Here is a 17,600-nt window from a genome sequence, read left to right on the forward strand (position 1 = left end):
TGCTGATCATATCCCCATGAAATAGTAGCGAAGGGGATATTTTATTCTCAGAGTGCCCCTTTTCTTGATGTAAGTATTAATTTCGGGAACTGCATCTTACTCTTGACTGAAATCAAGGTTGTAAAAGTCACAACTTGTTAAAAGTGTTGTGAAAATAATGCTGGTTAGACTGTGGGTGCAAATATATTGCTACTTTTTGGTTTCATTTGTACCTGAGTCAGCTTAAATCTATAGGAGTAAGGAAATGAAAATAAAACACGTAGCACAGGCTTTATTCATTGCAACCACTACATTGTCGTCGGCAGGGGTGTTGGCAGAAGGACACACCAATTCACCCGTGCGTGTTGTTATTGACCATCAGGGCATACCTTATGTGCAAAAAGACGACTCATTTGGTGCCTGGCATCGTCAAGCGCTGCCTTATGGACAAAAAGCGCTGGCGGCCTCCGGTGGATATTTCCACTATCATTTTGGTACATCACCAGAAGACCCAGGCTATGCATACTACGAAGGAGCGACATTCAGTATTTCAGAAAGTGGTAATGCATTCAGATATCAAGATAGCAACTGGCAGCCTGTGACGGGTTGCTGGGGCGCAAAAGATGTGAGTTCATTTACAGTGGATCATGTTTACTGTGTCAACGGGGATGGTACTTTAAAGAAATTTAATGATGCAACGGAAAATTTCGAAGGTAACTACCTAATCAATAACGAAGTTATTACTAAAATTGATGTTGCTTTGGGTGGGGTAATTTGGGCGATTACTGAAAGTGACAAGTTATATAAGTTTAACGGGGTAAGCTGGGAGGAGCAGTTAGTTGCGTGTGGAAATCTGTGCACACTTAAAGACATTGCAGTGGGAATTGGTCAGGTTTATCTGGTTGCCAGTGTGTATGGCAGCAATGATGGTCCGCAGAGTGTGTATATATTGAAAGAGGGTGAGCTGGTTAAGTTTGGCGCTTTTTACAATATTGATGTAGACAGAGAAGGGGTGATCTGGGCGATTTCAAACTACACTCGCACAGTGTTTTACAAGCGCCCTGGTATGAGAGAATTTGCAGAAGATCCGCAAATGAGTCAGAGAGTCTCATCTAATATTGGCGGATGATAAGCTCGTCTCAGTGATGGTAAACAAGGGTAAATGCAGCATTATTTAGCCTGAATAAGCTATTTCTGCAAGAAAACGCTTCTGCATATCAGTGCTGAAAGTAAAAGGGGTGGTGACCACCACCCTTTTTTATGTTTAAAAGCTGAAGCTTACCTTGGCGTAATAAGTCATACCGTCAAAGCCATAGGGTAATGCACGCAGTGGGTAGCGCATTGCACCATTGGTTATGAAATTCAGTACTTCGTCTTCGCCCAGCTCATCAGGCGTTTCATCGAACAGGTTATCAATACCGGCAGACAGATTGATACTCTCAGTTAGCTGATAGCCCATGTTGACGTCAACCAAAACGGCTGATTCAACCACGCTGGTTTCCTGCCAGCTGTTGGTTGGAGACAGAAAATCAGGTAGTTCTATGTGCCCGCCTGCAAAGTAAGTGACCTCGGTTTTGCCAAAGTAGTTGAAGCGTAACAGAGCATTCCAGTCGTCTTGCTGATAATCAAAGGTTAGTGTTGCCCGTTCCCTTGGCTGACCATGGGTCAGGAATGAGCGTCTTTGCTGATCAAGGACGATACTTTCAGGGATCCCCTGTGGCGCGTTCACTTTATCGATTTCTGTTTTATTCTTATTGGCAGCAAAGGTGATATCCAGTTCTCCGCTGGCGACCACCGTCGAATAAGACGCGATGAAGTCGACACCCCGAGTGGTTGAATCCAGTGAGTTAGAGAAGAAGTTGCCCTGTACTGCGCCTGTCGCGGTCAATGCTGCGTTGGCTGCCGGGAAAGCGTCTAGCTCATCGCTGTTTACGCCAATAAAACTGCCCAGGTTGATCCGATCGTAAATCTTGATCTGGTAAAAATCTAAAGTAACGGACAGATCGCTGCTGACGTCCCAGGCCAGACCCAGGTTATAGTTGTCTGAGGACTCCAGATTTAGTCCATCTACGCCAAGTGCTGCTGGGAAAGGTGAGCCAGCTGTGGCTGTATAAGATGTGGCTAGTGTGCCATCTCCACCCAGTGTCGTGGTGAAGGCAGTATAACCCGATTGTTGCAGCGACGGTGCTCTGAAACCGGTCGATGCAGCAGCGCGCACTGCCAGGTCCTCAGTGAGTTCATAGCGGGTTGCCAGTTTCCAGATAGTATCATCGTTGGAATCTGATACATCTTCGTAGCGCAGTGCTGCACTGATCAGCCAGTCTTCGTTAAGCAGTGTTTCAGCTTCAATATACAGGGCATGGCTGGAGCGTTCGGCTTTATTGGCTGCATCCGGTCTAAGCCCCTGGTAAGCCTGAAAACCGCAGTCGGCGAAAATTTCAGCATCAATTACAGACGGGAAAGAGCGGTCAGAATTCGATACGCCACATGCATAAGACGCCACTTCACCCGGGACTATCTCATAATTTTCCTTGCGGTATTCAGCACCCACAGAGAGATAAACCGGCTCGCCACCGTCTATGTCAATAATACCGCTGATATCCAGGTTGGTGGTCCACTGGTCGAATCTGAAACCACCGGAATAACCGCCTCTGGGGCCAGCGTTATCAGCGATGTCTTGCGCTGAAGCTGTTGGGTTATTCGCAAGGTACTCGGCTGCATAAGATGAATTGATAGTATTGGATGACGAATAGTCATACTGGTTTTCGCCGTATACACTGGATACATCGAATGCCCAGTCTGGGTTGATATCGCCTTTCAGGCCGATTGCAAAGGACAGGTCTTGCGCTTCATTGTCGATCCTCGGCAGGAAACCATCTGGATACACTTGAGGTACGTTGCGCTCTGCACGATTAAAGTCGCGGTAAAAGCCGTTGCCTAGTGCGGTACGGTTTGAGAAGCCGGCAAATGAATATAGTTCTTTATCGCCCACAGGCAATGCAGCGTTATAGAACACAGAGATAAACTCACTATCAGAATTACCCTGCTTCCAGCGCACATCATCGGATAAAGTGCCAGGTGCTATGGTTGAGGAGCCACCAGTGTCGCGCTCAGCCCGGTTGGTACCATCCGCATCGCGATATTCCAAAGAGACATTGATAAAGCCCCCCTGGCTACCCAGCTCAAAGCCCCGGTTCAGGCCGAGTGAATAGGTATCACCATCGCCTTCGCCAGTAGAGCCTGCCTGAACAAACCCAGTGGTTACGCCGGTATTGTCATTGAGCGACAGGTTGATTACGCCAGCAATGGCATCGGAGCCATAACGTGCCGCGGCACCGTCTCTGAGGATCTCGACATTTTTTAACGCCATCATCGGAATGGAGTTCATATCCGTACCCGCGGCGCCAGCACCAACTGTGCCGGATAGGCCAAATATTGCTTGGGTATGACGACGCTTCCCGTTGATCAGTACCAAAGTTTGGTCTGGCTGCAATCCCCTTAGTGTTGCCGGGCGGAACAGATCAGAGCCATCAGAAACCTGAGTTCGGCTGAAATTAAATGACGGTGCGATGGCTTGCAGGCTCTGCCCAAGTTCGGTAAATCCCCCTTTATTGAGTTGATCGGTATCCAGGATATCGATGGGAGAGGTGGACTCGGTTGCTGTCCGGTTTGAAACTTTGGAGCCCAGTACAGAAATGGTCTCGATGTTTTGTTCGTTAGATTGTTCTGCCATTGCGGCGGAGCACGCAAAAAGTGCCAGTGCAACTGGCGAAAGTTTTATGGTTGTTGTCATCACTTACTACTCTGTTGATGTTATGTATTTATACCAATTTCACTTAATACCTGTTCTATTTGAGGGAGCAAATATGACGCTAACTGCGTTAAAAATTTCTCATTTAGAACAACTAAATAGCAAAATTTTTGCCTGGTTATCGACCCTATTTTCTCGCCTCAAAATAGAACACTTAATTAAGCAAATTGGTATTATTTTTTGTTTATTGAGCACGACGTTGACATAAATCAATTTTGAGTGCAATCGGATTGGACTAAAGTCGAATAGGCTTTTTTCAATATGAGGGGAACTTTTGACAAAGTGGCCAAACGAGTCAGCCACTTAAATGGAGTAAAAAGGCCTGCTTTATTGACCGCATTGACTCATCCAGGGCGACTCTAGACAAGTCTCACGTAGCCTTTGGGCGTCATCAAGTGCAATTTGAGCGGCTTCAAGCTGAGCTTCCAGTGTCGGCTTTTCGGTTTCACTGGCAACCGCCAGAAATGCCTTAAAACGCGCTACACGCCTGACTGCTTCACCATAGCGCTGCTCTGCTCTGTGCCAGTTTGCTTCATGCACAGAATTACTCGCTAAAGGCTGCCAATCGTGCGCACTAAAGTGACCAGATTCCTGATAGCTTTTTACAACAAAGCTCCGGGGGACTTTCGCCAGATTGGTCAAATCGAATTGCAGCCCATTCGGGTCGAAACTGTAAGTAACGAGTTTTTCCAGCGTTTGTAGACACGGCATCATATCGCCTCCGCGGCAATAGGTCGGTTGCTCGTTTAGTAGCTGTTGCAGTTTTGTCGGGAGTGGCCCGTTTGAGTTAATATCGACGTTAAACACAGCGTGTTCAGCATATTTCTCGAATTCCTTGACCTTGGTTTTGGTTTTTTTGAAAAACAGGAGGCGAGTCTTTGTTTGGGTAACAAAGCGCTTGTAATCTTCCGCGGTTCTGAAATGCAATCGAGTATTGATAAACAGATCTCTGCCATAATTCACCTGATAAACAAAGTGGCTGTTGCAGTCTTTGAAGTTTACGTCCGTTTTCACCTGCCGATTTTCTAACGTACTATGGCCTTCTTCAAACTTCAGATGAAGCTGTGAGGTAAGGGTATTTTGATCGGTGGCGTTGCGATGTGTTATGGAGCTAGACACGCTGCCCGCGATAATAAACAGGTTGACGCCGCCGTGCACTTCTCCAAAGGTTCGACGTTTGATTGAGGTTTGATCTGCACGCTGAAGGTAATCCAGGCTACCACTGAACTCAGTATGCAGTATTGGTGTCCCCTGTAGACAGGCATCATTCAACTGGTGCATTGAGGGGTTAAAAGCCCGGCCAAGGTCATTGACGCCGACTTTTTCACTGTAATAAATCTGACCCTGGGCTGCAAAGGCACAGCTTAGGGATAATAAAGGTAAAAAGCTTTTCATATCTGCTCCCTGAAAAGAAATCGCAATGCGGAACAGCGCATTGCGATTAATCATGGCAGGTTATTGCGCAAATGCTGTACCGTATGTGGTCAGTGCGCCTTCACATAAACGCCAGTCCAGGATCCCTCTGGCAGGGGACGTGACATCAATGAAAGTCGGTGCCCAGCGCAGGTTTCTGAAGCGTGCACTGTCCTCCTCATTGACTACGCCTGCTCGGACAGCTTCCTGGCGCGCATACTCACATTGCTTCCAGTCAAACTTATCGCTGCTGGGCAATTGCAGCTGAGTTACATCATAGGTCGCCGGACAGTCGTTACCGCGCTGCTTGCAGGCCGCCTTCATTTCCTGAACTTTGGTTTCACAAGCATACCCAAAAGGGTTATCGCGGCAGGACTTGGCAGCATTGAAGAAGAACCAGGCATTGTTATACGCCCGATCTTTAATTTGCTGTACCGCAGTCCGTTGTGACTCAGGCAGATAAGCAAAGTAGCTGTTCAACAGATTCTGGGCGCGCTGTTCATCAAGCATGGCTTGCTTGAAGTCATCTTCCAGTTCAGCGGTGAGCCACTTGGTGGCATTGCGCACGACCTGGTAGTCAGGAACCAAAGCTCGCAGTGGCAGCGATGAGTTTTCATAGCGAGTGGTGTAGTAACGCACCACGTTGTAATCACTCAGTGAATTTAACTGTTGATTAAAACCACTTTTGGCATATTTAACAGCCTCGTAAAACATGTCAAAACAAGGCGTTGGATTATCCAAAGAACAGGTAATAATGTTATTTGGAATAATACTCAGTAACTGTTTAGGATCACCGCCGTGTTGGATCGCGCGGACAGTGATCTTAACGGAGGATTTGGTTTCGTCTTTGAGGTATCGAAGCTGTCCCCCGACATTGAACACGCCGCCATATAAATCCACATCCAGATAACCACCGATGTCTGACTTATCTTTATTACTGCCGTAATCAATTTTTAGGTTAACAAAGACATTTGCACCATATTCAATGCCAGTGACGAATTCATCCCCGACCAGGGCTTGCAGCTTAGTCTGATGATTGGTGGCAATATCCTGACCAACCGGGCTTAATACGTAACCGGTGTTCTGATTTTGTGGCAGATACAAGCGTTTTTTGGGGGTGCTGGATGCACTGAAAGTATAAGAGCTGGAATATGAACTGGAGGCCATCTCTTTTGCTAACGAGGCACCGGCAGAGACCCGTATAATAGGAAAGTTAACGTCTACATCTACGCTGCCATTGAGTGTATTAAGAACATCGTCATAGCTCATATCGATGCCGGTTTTAAACTTGAGTTCAGTGTTACCATAGCTTTCATCAATGACACCGGCGACGGGTTGTACATTTAAAAAGCGCTTTTTCTGGCTATCATAGGCAGTGCCTATCGCTACATGGTCATTGATTAGACCGGATATGACAGAGCCTGATACATTGGAGCTTGAAATTTCGGCACCAGCTCGCTCAGCAGCCAGGCCTTGTCCTGCAAATGCCATTGCAAGTACTGATAAATAGAGTGGTTTCATATTATCTTTCCTTAACGAACTGAGAGCAAATAGTCTTCAACTTCACCATAGTGAATGTCGGAACAGGCATTACTTGAGCCGCCTCCAGCATCTAGTGCAATCCGCATCAGAGTGATCCCCTCTGGTGTGCTTGCTGGCACTGGTAAAGTGAATTTTACAGTGGAACCCGCTGTTGAACTGTGAACTAGCTCGTTGCTGTCAAACTGACCATTGTGGTCCCAGTCCACCCATACGTTTACATCAAACAATGTTGGATAGTCAGGGTCGAGCAAGCCGGGCTTTATCTCAATATTGGCTTGACTTTTTGCACGCAGGTTGATCACCTTGCCGGAAACCCGGGTGTGCTTAGATGTACCGGAAGTATGAACGAAATCATTGACTTTGACTTGCTCTATCCATTCCCATTCGTTGTCGTAGCTGCTGACTGCACAATAAGTGTTAGCCAGCAGGGAGGTCTTTAGTGCAACCGCTTTATATTCAGGAGGCATGATGGTGCACGCATCTGATGCGCTGGTACCTGCAGTCCAGTCATAGGGGTTGGTAAAATCTTCATTGGCAAACGTCAGGTATTGCGCTTTACCTGCTGCAAGCGCCGCACCAGAAAGCCACAGCTGCCTGAGCTGGTTGAGCTTTTCTTCTTTACTTACAATGTTCCGTGAGTCATACATCTGCTCCCACATTTCTACCAGTAACCCGTCATAGCATTTTTTTAGCCACTCATAGCGGCCTTTTGCTTCTGTCACGGTAAGCATATCACCCAGTTGATTAAAACCGGCGTCTTCAATGGTGTTGGCAGCGGCATTACTGGCTGCAACAGACAAGCCTGTCAGTAAGGCTATCTGAGATAATTTATATACTGTATTCATCATTGTGTGTCCTTACTTTAAAACATCACTATATGCGCTGTAGTCACGATAGTACGTCAGGTTGTCTGCTTCGTAATCAATGCAGTAAGTGCCTTCGGGGTTACGCTCGCAGTAATCGACCAAATCGGCAAACAGGTTGGCATTTGCCCGGCTAGCAGATTCAATTTCTGACAGTTGGTGCAGCTGTTCGCCACTGAACTGAGCTGCATAGTAACGCTGCAGGTTTTTTGCTCTGCGATACGTTAGACGCTCCTCAATCCACCGTGCTGTGAGCTCTTTAACGACCAGTTTTGTCAGATAGTTAGTGGCTTGATAACCCTGCTGGGGGATCAATTGTTGCACGCTTGCACCTGAGTCCAGGTATTTAGCGACATAGGTCTCTGTGATGTTGTAGTCATCTAAATAGTTGAATTGGTGCAAGTAGTCTGTTTTTAAGTAATGGACTGCTGATTCAAACAAGTTGAAACAAGGTTCGGGGTTGAGCAAGGTACAGCGCATGATCCCATTTGGAATGATCTGCAGCAGGCGGTTTGGGTCGCCACCACTTTGAAAGCCGCTGATGGTAATTTTGACTGACTGACGTTTTTCATCATCCAGCTTTTGTAGCTCACCATCTACGCTGACTTTGCCAATCCAGTCCACGCTCAGATAGCCGCCAATGGTGCGTTTGTCGGTCTCATTACGATAGTCAATTTTCATGTTGATCACGACATTGGAGCCGTAGGCAAAGCCTTGTACGAAACCGTCTCCAAGATTCTTGGCTTTATCTCCCGGGTAGGCGTGTGCGAGGTCTAAGGCTGCCTGAGTGGGCTGATAACCTGTGTCAGAAGCAGGCATCAGGATCCGTGATTTGGGCTTAACTGATGAATAGACAGTATAAGTACCTGTATACTTGTCGGCGCTGATGTCTTTAGCATAGTTGGCTCCGGCGTCGATGCGTATAGCCGGAAACTTGAATCCGGCATCCACCTTACCATCAATTAGTTTTAGCGCTTGTTCATAGCCAAGATCGACGCCAACACGAAAATCAATCTTGGTATTTCCCAGGTGTTCGACTGTTTTACCATCAACGGACTTTAACCCCAGCAAAATATTGCCTTTGCTTTGAAAGGCAGTGCCGAGTGGCGCGAGGTCAACGGCATTTGACGTTGCTGCCTGACTTTGTGCCTCACTGAGCTTTGCAGGAATAGTGTGAGAAGCCGCAAGCGCAGGCAAAGTTGCAAACGCCAGCATGGTTTGAATGAGTTTTGCATAATTCATATTTGGTCTCTCCATGGGAGGGCCTTGCGGACCTCCTGTCGCTTAATCCTTAGTTCTTAAGGCTGTTCAAATAATCCTGATGCCAGGCTTCAGGAAGGTTACTGAGCACATCTTGGGTCGTGATTTCACTGTCGGAAAACTCAGTGTCGCTTTGCGTGGCTAAGTCACCGACCTGGAAGCCATTTGCAAACATGGTAAAGGTTTCGCCCGTTACGTGTTTTTCGTCTGAGCTGGTGCGCTTTAGTTTCAGGTTGTAGACGTTATCGTTGTATTTCACTTCTTCTACGCCTGTAATCATTTCAATCCCACCTTGTGTACGGATCTGATCGCCTGCCTCAACTTTGTTGGCCCAGGCTGACAGGCCAGAGACGGTGACGACAGGATGCGATTCGGTTAACAGCAAGGTTTTACCTGAAGCGGTTGTCAGCTTGACCATGGGAATGGCTTCAACACCAATAGAAATGTCTTCTATTTCAAGAGGAATGTGTTGATCTGGCGCAAACTGACTGGCACCGAGCACAGTATCACCCACACTAAGCTGCTCAATCGGAACCTGTTTGCCGTTGGCAAGGGTGATCAGTGACCCTTTTGCCAGACAGCTGTATACAACTTGTAAGGGCGGGTGCTTAATGTCTTTCCAGTTGGTAAAATGCGGCATATCTGAGCTGCCGATGATATAGGTATAATGGCGGATCATTGGTCTGTTGCGACGGATTTGCTCCACTTCAACTGCCAGGTTCATGATCCAATGGGCATCTTCGTAGCGGCCGTACAGACTGGCATCGCCAAACACGGACATGTTTCTGGGAATATCCCATGAAATACGTGTGTATGGATATGTATTGCCACCGATGACTTTTTCTCCTTTTTCCAGCTGAATATAGTCTGAGAACACATTAGGGGAATCTGAGCCTTTGTAATCATCGCCAATTCGTGACGCACCGCCACCTTCGCGGGTTTGAATAAAGATGTCAGAGCCAAACTTGATATTGGCAGGTTGCTTGACAACAGGCTTTTCTTTTCCGGTCGCGTCTTTTTCGGTAATGAGTGTTTTTGTACCTTTGCCTGTGTCTGGATCGTATGTGACTGCCAGCTGGTGGAATTCAGGTGTGTAAATTTTAGTTACCTCACCTACAACTTCACGATAACCGCTGAATGGGATCAGCAATTTCAAGTCTTCGTTGGGTGTACCTGAATCGTATACAGCTTCATAATCACAGTCGTCGTACATACGATTCAGGCAGATCTTAATGCGATTTTGGTCAGGGTCGTTTGTATTGATTTCTTTTTGATCAATGGGGTGAGTGATTTCACTCTCCAAGATCGATTTGCCGTTACGGACGTATCCCGGTGGCATTATCGTTGAGTTATCTGCTGTGCTGGCCAGAGTAGCTGCTATTTGCGTGTTAGTATCGGACGCTTTGTGAATTCCCAGATCTGCCAGTAAGGTCTCAGGGGAATATTCGATCACCGAGCTGCGGTTTTCCGTGAGGATTTCTCCATTAGGGCCCTCATACGATACGGTGACGTATGCATCAGCAAAAATGCGTTCAGAATTGACCAGTTTAGGCAGTACATCTGACATATTGCCTAGTGATGCGACACTGACTCGCTTTTGGGGTGCATCTGCGGTGCCCTGACCAAAATACTCAGTGAAACTGGGCATGACCAGTTCTTCACCTTTTTCATTCAGCAATGTCAGGTCAATAAAGGTGTAGTAAGTGTTGCTGAATTCACTATTCACGGCGGTTAACATGAGGTATTCCTGACCGTCTTCTTGCGTCATAGACTGTATGCCCATGTGCTTGAAAAACGAACAGACTTTGCCGGTGTTACAGTCCAAATTTGAGACAGGCTCAAGAACAGTGTCAGCAGTTGCCAGGGCATGCATTGCGCCCATTCTATTCAGCGCTTTTTTGTTGATGCTTTGGCGCATAGAGCGGAATAGAAAAGGGCGGTTTTCTTCAGTGATACCATGGCGGGCCAGACGTTGTTTGGCTTGCTCTAATTCACCTAACTGTTGAAATTCGGCGATGTGTTGAGGGTAGTTTTCAGTTATTGGCATAATCGGCGCTGACACAGAAGCAAAAGAAGCTCCTCCCAGTGCAGCGGCAACTGCAAGGCTAACCAGTTTCATACAATCTTCCTTTTAAATTGTTTGTAAAAAGGCTCGTAGGTAGGCGAACGCTACCTAGCTAACTGCGAGCACAAAGTGATAGTTACCTTCTGGTAATTTTGAATTGAATGTCTTCAACTTCTCCGTAAGTGAAGGATTTACAAGCGTCCTGCTTTAGGGGGTATTGAGGGTTTTCCTCAAATTTTGTTCTCAGAGTGAGTGTTTCGTGCGTTTTGCCTCGCTTCACCGCGGGTAAACGGATCAGTCTGGCTGAAGTAATACGGCAGTATTCTATGTTGCCTGCTCCGGACTGGCAGTCTGTTGCGGTATAGTCATAGTTATAGTCGTTGGTACCAAAATGCCCTTCATCATGGCTGTACTTACCATCTTGGTTTTTGTCTAACCAGATACTAAAGCGCGCTCCGATTTGATTGTTTTCATACAACCTATCTATTGTTGAGCGGGGTAATAAGTTTGTTGATCCCACTATCGTTATCACAGAATTGTCAGTATGCGAAAAGTCGTTCAGCGTTGTGAGCGTATACCCAGAAGTATTAAAGCCACTTACCTCATCGACTGTATGTAATACACCGGTGTAATCTTTGAATGTTAATTTGTCGATATAAAAGACGTCTGCATTTGCGGGCTCGGTAATATGAGCACTGCAACCGGACACAGGTTGCAAGATTAGTGTCTGAGTTGTGGTGTCGCTGTCACTGCCATCCTGATAACGAGTAGTGAGCGATACGGTGAATGTAGCGCCGTCCTGCGGAAACTGAATGGTTGGGTTTTCGTCATTACTGGTTTGATTGTTAAAGCCAAAGTTCCAGCGGTAGACAGGCTGTTTAACTTGATTAGCTGTGCTGTTGTTCGTGAACTTTATCCGGTTATCGTCGAGCAGCTGATAGCTAAAGTCGGCAATGACAGGCAGGTTTGGCGCGTCTGCATCTATCATCAGATCTATCACTTGGCCGTCATCGACAACGCCACAACTGTGGATAAAGGAGTACTTTACGTCTGATATTGCTACGCGCATCAGGCCTATGCCCTGTGGGATATTACTGTTTAGCTCAAAGGTGGCGGTGTTGCCTGAGATAGTCGCATCACCGACTAGTTTTTCAGTGTAGTCAAACTGTCCGTTTTTGTTGATGTCATATAATACCGTTAGTTTCTTCCCGCTCAGGTCTTTGTCAAAAGTCAGGGTGTAGCTGCGCTTTCTTGCCAGTGGAATGCGATGTTCAACCAAAGAGGTGTATTCACCATTGGTTAAATAGGTATTATGATCCGTGACCTTCAGAGTGCTTGTATGCACTTTTGATGTATTCAGGTAGGGAGGGCAACTGACATTGGCTGGCCGACTAAAGAAGTGACGATAGGCTGAACGCGTATCTTCTCCAGAGAGTTCGACAGTGATGACCGCTCTTGCCAGCGTGCCGTCTGGCACCTGATGTGCTTGTTGCAGGTATGGGTAGATGGATTGGTTATCACCTTGATGCCATTCATCGCTGGTGCCATCACCCCACTGTGCGCTAATTTTTTCAATTGAATCGATATTCAGATGGCTGATGTCATAACTTATTTCGTTATAACTGATTTGAGTATTGGCTTCTAAAGTCGAGAGGCTATTGTCAGCGACGATGCCGACACCGAGTAATACATCTGTGATATCGTCTTTGCGCTGTATCGCGCTTTTGTTGCTGATGTTAATGTGGGGGGCCTGTGCAACCACACAATAACCGAATTCGTCCAGGCTCATAGTTGAATACATACAGCCAGAAGTATTCGCGCGCAGGAACACTTTAAAGGCATCCTGAATTGACCACTCCTTAGTTTTTACCAGTTCGTAGAAAGCCTTACGTAGTACTCCCCCGTTGGCATGTGGTGTTTTGGCGAGTGAAAAGTCAGTTGCATGGTCGATACTGGTTCCGTCCCATGAGGGGAGCTCATAGAAGCGAACGGCCTGATCTTCATATATCGCGCCCCATCCAAACCACCATTTACGGTTTTGGTTGTACTGACCGGGTTGTTCATTAAATTGCTTTGTAAAAGCCTCTGACTGTGTGTACGAACCGCTTGCATTGCTTTGGAAGTAGTCTAGTACGGCAATGGTCGCGAGGTCGGAAAAGCCTTCATTGATGGCTCCGTCAACTCCCTCTGGCCCAATGCCAGCATTCCAGCTCGTGATAGCATGAGCAATTTCGTGTGCAGCAATGCCCAAAGTGGCTTGTGAATAAAAATAGTATCCATCGCCAGAGCCATAGTTGACATATTCACCATCCCAGAAAGCCATGTTGGGGCCGTGAATGGTGTTGCTATGCACTTTTTGCTTGAGAGGTTTAATGCAGTATCCATTCCAGGCACAATTCGAAGATTGTGACGGATAGAGGCGTGCGAGTTGTTTGTGAAAGTACTGCATAACTAGACCTGCATTAAAATGTGCTTCGGTAGCAGGGTCGTAGCTGAACCAGGTGTAAAAGTTATCATCTACCGCGACACTATCGAAGTTTTCATTGTTACTACCGCATGCGTAAGACGCGGCCTGGGTGTCGTTGTTTCTGGCGTCAAAAGTGGTCAGGTAAGGGTTCTCCAGTCGACAGATATCCTGTTCTTTTTTTACGACTAGCGGATAACCATCGAATTGAGCAAAGATTGCACCTGGGTCCTTGTCTGAGAACATCAATCGTTTTCCAATCGGGGTGTATTCGTCAAAGCGATACGCGGTACAGGCCTGCATGCTGTCTGGTCGTGGTGAATAACAGATAGCACCGAGCTTATCGTTTCCTCCTATTCCACCCCCTGCAACATAGCCGTTCAGGTTTGGTGAAGTGAAAAATGAAACAGACGATTGACGTCGAATCAGGGTGCCCTGGCTGTTGTCGATGACGAGTTGCTCTTTGAGTCCGTTGTGGCGAACCTGTAAGACTGTCACGCTTAATAGCTTACCCTGAGAGATAAGATAAGCCTTTGAAGTACTGTCAATTTCTGGCTGCTTTCCAGCATAGAGCTCGGACGCAATTCGCAACAGGTCAATTTTATGCTGTGCAGCAAGATCCACAAGGTGTACGGGACCACTTAGTAATTTTCCCATACTCTGGATGATCTTGCCCTGTTTATTACGTACGACGACTAACCGACTGTCCAGTACGGGTATCCCCTGAAAATAAGCTTGATAGTGCTCATATTGGGGTTGCTCTCCGACCACTTTTTCCAATTGATAGGATAGCCTGGTGTGTGAATGTGCTGACAATAGCGAGGCGTCAGGCGCCTGGGCATGCGCAGTGGTCGGAAGCTGCGTCCATAGGTGCTGCTGATTAAGAAGCGCATGTGATTCGATCAAGGCTGATGCGTGTGTGCTGCATAACATAATCGAACCAGCGCCGAGTATAGTGCCAAGGCGTTTCATAAAATTGTCCTTATCTGTTGCAAGAAAGTTAATTCAAACGTGAACTCTTTGGTGTTGGATTAGTATATGAGGTAAATTCATTGTTGATAAAGTACATTTAGTGTTCCACTCGGGGGGGTTGTGCTGGTTAACAATAGGGTGTAAATATGAGTTAATCTCTGAATGTTAATTTTTGTACTTTATTGATTTTAATTAGTTAAAGTTTGTTTCTTGTGTTTTCGTTTCGACATTTATACATGTAAGAGTGTGTTATCTACTCGTATTAACATTATCCGGGAGATTGATGGTGGCGACTTAAATGTTAATTATTGTATTTCATATGAAACATCTTTATTTGGCTTTTGTGTTTAATGGATTTTCGTTGCTCAGATGAACTCTCAGTGCTGTACTCTATTAGTTGATTGCTCAATGGGCAGAGCGACTGCGTGCCATGTTCCTGCACGGTGCCACTGAATTAGAGATTTAGTGCTCATTCGACGAAAAGGCCTGTATCAGGGAAAGTTGTAATTATGCAGATTGAGAGATAACTTGACCTGGAGGAAAGGTTGTCCAATAAGTCCGGGCTTGAAAAGTGGCCAAGCCGGTTAGCCACTCAGGTGTATTTGAAAGGGAGAGTCAGGGACCGCACTGACTTAACCAGGGTGATGTCAGACAGGTCTGACGTAGTATTTCGGCATCGTTGAGGGCTATTTGAGCTGCCTCAAATTGTGCTTCCAATGCAGGCTTTTCAGCGTCCGTAGCGACGGTTAGAAAGGCTTTAGTGCGCTCCAGGTGCCTGACTGCTTCACCATACTGATGCTCAGCCCATCGCCAGGTCGCCTCATACAGGGTATTGCTCATCACTGATTGCCAGTCAGCCCCCCCGTAGTGGCCAGAATCCTGATAGCTTTTCACCACAAAACTGCGGGGAACTTTATCCAGATCGGCTAAATCGAGCATCAAGCCGTTCGGGTCGAAACTATAGGCCACCAGGCTTTCCAGGGTTTGCAGACAAGGGGTGATGTTGCCGCCCCGGCAATAGGTAGGTTGTTCATTGAGTTGCTGTTGCAATTTCGCAGGCAGCGGGCCATTGGAATTGACATCGACGCTGAATACTGCATTTTCTGCATACTTTTCGATTTCTTTGACTTTGGTAATGGTTTTTTTAAAGAACAACAAACGTATCTTTATTTTAATGACAAATCGCTTGTAGTCTTCTTCTGTCCTAAAGTGCAGCCGGGTGTTGACGAACAGGTCGCGCCCATAGTTGATCTGATAAACAAAGTGGCTGCCACAGTCCTTCAGGTCCACCCCCGATTTTACCTGGCGGTTTTCTAACGTACTGTAGCCCTCGTCAAACTTAAGGTGCAATTGCGACGTTAACGTGCGCTGATCCGTCGCGTTTCGGTGTGTCATTGAGGTAGATACACTGCCTGCGATGATAAACAAGTTAACGCCGCCATGTACCTCTCCAAACGTGCGACGCTTGATAAAGGTTTCATCGACGCGCTGGAAATAATCCAGGCTGCCACTTTGTTCTGAGTGTTGCACTGGTGTGCCCTGCAGACAAGCATGGTTTACCTTGTGCATGGTGGGATCAAATGCTCTGCCAAGATCATTTGCACCGACTTGTTCGCTATAATAAATCTGGCCATGTGCTGCGAAAGTGCAGCTCAGCGCCAGGATCGTGAGTAAGCTTTTCATATCCGCTCCCTGAATAGAAATCGCAATGTGCATAAGCACATTGCGATTAAGTATGGCAGGTTATTGCGCAAATGCCGTACCGTAAGTGGTTAATGCGCCCTCACATAAACGCCAATTCAGTATCCCTCGGGCGGGTGCTGTGACGTCGATGAAAGTAGGTGCCCAGCGCAGGTTTCTGAAGCGTGCGCTGTCTTCTTCGCTGACCATCCCGGCCCTGACCGCTTCCTGGCGCGCAAGTTCACATTGCTTCCAGTCAAACTCATCATTACTGGGTAACTGAAGCTGAGTGACATCGTATGCCGCAGGACAGGCATTACCACGTTGCTCGCAAGCGGTTTTCATTTCCTGCACCTTGTTCTCACAGGCATAACCAAAAGGGTTATCGCGGCAGAACTGAGCGGCATTAAAGAAGAACCAGGCATTGTTGTAGGCCAGATCTTTGATCCGCTCGACGGCTGTACGCTGTGCTTCGGGTAAATACGCATAGTAGCTGTTAAGCAGGTTCTGGGCGCGTTGTTCATCTAAGATAGCCTGTTTGAAGTCATCTTCCAGCTCGCTGATCAACCACTTCGTTGCATTTCGCACTATCTGATATTCAGGTACCAGTGCACGCAAAGGCAACGATGAGTTTTCATAACGGGTGGTGTAGTAGCGCACCACGTTGTAATCACTCAGTGAATTAAGCTGTTGATTAAATCCACTTTTAGCGTACTTCACCGCCTCATAGAACATGTCAAAACAAGGCGTTGGATTGTCCAGTGAGCAGGTAATGATGTTATTCGGGATAATGGTCAATAACTGTTTAGGGTCGCCGCCATGCTGGATAGCACGTACCGTGATCTTAACCGAAGATTTGACTTCATCCTTTAGGTATCTGAGCTGACCGCCGACGTTGAACACTCCGCCATACAAGTCAACATCCAGATAACCGCCGATGTCCGATTTATCCTGGTTACTACCGTAATCTATTTTCAGGTTAACCAGGACGTTGGCACCGTATTCAATACCAGTAACAAATTCATCGCCAATCAGCGTTTGCAATTTGGTTTGATGATTGTTCGCAATGTCCTGACCGACCGCACTTAATGCGTAACCTGAGTTTTGATCTTTGGGCAGAAATAAGCGCTTTTTCGGTGTGCTGGAAGCACTGAAAGTATAAGAGCTTGAGTACGAGCTGGACGCCATTTCTTTCGCTAAAGACGCACCTGCCGAGACTCTGACTACCGGGAAGTTGACGTCCACATCAACGCTACCATTGAGTGTATTGAGCACATCGTCATAGCTCATATCAATACCGGTTTTAAATTTGAGCTCGGTATTGCCGTAGCTTTCATCAATGACGCCTGCAACCGGCTGGACATTCAAAAAGCGTTTTTTCTGACTGTCATAGGCAGTGCCTATTGCCACGTGGTCATTGATCAGGCCTGAGATCACAGAGCCTGACACTGATGAGCTTGAGATTTCAGCACTGGCTTGCTCATCGGCCATGCTGTGTCCTGCAAATGCCATTGCAAGTACAGATAAATAGAGTGATTTCATATCATCTTT

Annotated in this window: 10 protein-coding genes; 1 reads left to right on the plus strand and 9 read right to left on the minus strand. The window is 46.8% G+C overall.

What is annotated here, in order from left to right; translation table 11 throughout:
• The first annotated feature begins 244 nt into the window (after positions 1–244).
• On the plus strand, positions 245–1,108 hold the full coding sequence (locus tag AT705_RS23830) for a hypothetical protein (RefSeq protein WP_058798800.1): 864 nt from the start codon (positions 245–247) through the stop codon (positions 1,106–1,108).
• Between the two features lie 135 nt (positions 1,109–1,243).
• On the opposite strand, the gene AT705_RS23835 is transcribed toward AT705_RS23830, so the two are convergent.
• The 9 genes from AT705_RS23835 to AT705_RS23875 all read right to left on the minus strand — a co-directional run bounded on the left by AT705_RS23835 (position 1,244) and on the right by AT705_RS23875 (position 17,591).
• Positions 1,244–3,772, minus strand: coding sequence for a TonB-dependent receptor plug domain-containing protein (locus tag AT705_RS23835; protein WP_058798801.1), 2,529 nt, complete (start codon positions 3,770–3,772; stop codon positions 1,244–1,246).
• Between the two features lie 345 nt (positions 3,773–4,117).
• Complete coding sequence (locus AT705_RS23840) at positions 4,118–5,185, minus strand: hypothetical protein (protein WP_058798939.1); 1,068 nt, start codon at positions 5,183–5,185, stop codon at positions 4,118–4,120.
• A 60-nt stretch (positions 5,186–5,245) separates the two neighbouring features.
• Positions 5,246–6,724: a hypothetical protein gene (locus AT705_RS23845; RefSeq protein WP_058798802.1), complete on the minus strand. Its 1,479-nt coding sequence runs from the start codon at positions 6,722–6,724 to the stop codon at positions 5,246–5,248.
• A gap of 11 nt (positions 6,725–6,735) precedes the next feature.
• The gene (locus tag AT705_RS23850; protein ID WP_237113852.1) at positions 6,736–7,593 is read right to left on the minus strand and encodes a GEVED domain-containing protein; all 858 of its coding nucleotides are present in this window, start codon (positions 7,591–7,593) and stop codon (positions 6,736–6,738) included.
• Positions 7,594–7,602: 9 nt separating this feature from the next.
• Complete coding sequence (locus AT705_RS23855; protein ID WP_058798803.1) at positions 7,603–8,850, minus strand: hypothetical protein; 1,248 nt, start codon at positions 8,848–8,850, stop codon at positions 7,603–7,605.
• Positions 8,851–8,899: 49 nt separating this feature from the next.
• Positions 8,900–10,987, minus strand: coding sequence for a Hint domain-containing protein (locus AT705_RS23860; protein WP_058798804.1), 2,088 nt, complete (start codon positions 10,985–10,987; stop codon positions 8,900–8,902).
• Between the two features lie 82 nt (positions 10,988–11,069).
• Entirely contained in the window at positions 11,070–14,369 is a 3,300-nt protein-coding gene (locus tag AT705_RS23865; protein ID WP_058798805.1) for a M4 family metallopeptidase, read from the minus strand.
• Positions 14,370–14,984: 615 nt separating this feature from the next.
• Positions 14,985–16,052, minus strand: a complete 1,068-nt coding sequence (locus AT705_RS23870; protein ID WP_058798806.1) for a hypothetical protein — start codon at positions 16,050–16,052, stop codon at positions 14,985–14,987.
• A gap of 60 nt (positions 16,053–16,112) precedes the next feature.
• The gene (locus AT705_RS23875) at positions 16,113–17,591 is read right to left on the minus strand and encodes a hypothetical protein (RefSeq protein ID WP_058798807.1); all 1,479 of its coding nucleotides are present in this window, start codon (positions 17,589–17,591) and stop codon (positions 16,113–16,115) included.
• Between the last annotated feature and the right edge of the window lie 9 nt (positions 17,592–17,600).

This window comes from Pseudoalteromonas rubra, from assembly GCF_001482385.1.
GTDB classification, from domain to species: domain Bacteria; phylum Pseudomonadota; class Gammaproteobacteria; order Enterobacterales; family Alteromonadaceae; genus Pseudoalteromonas; species Pseudoalteromonas ardens.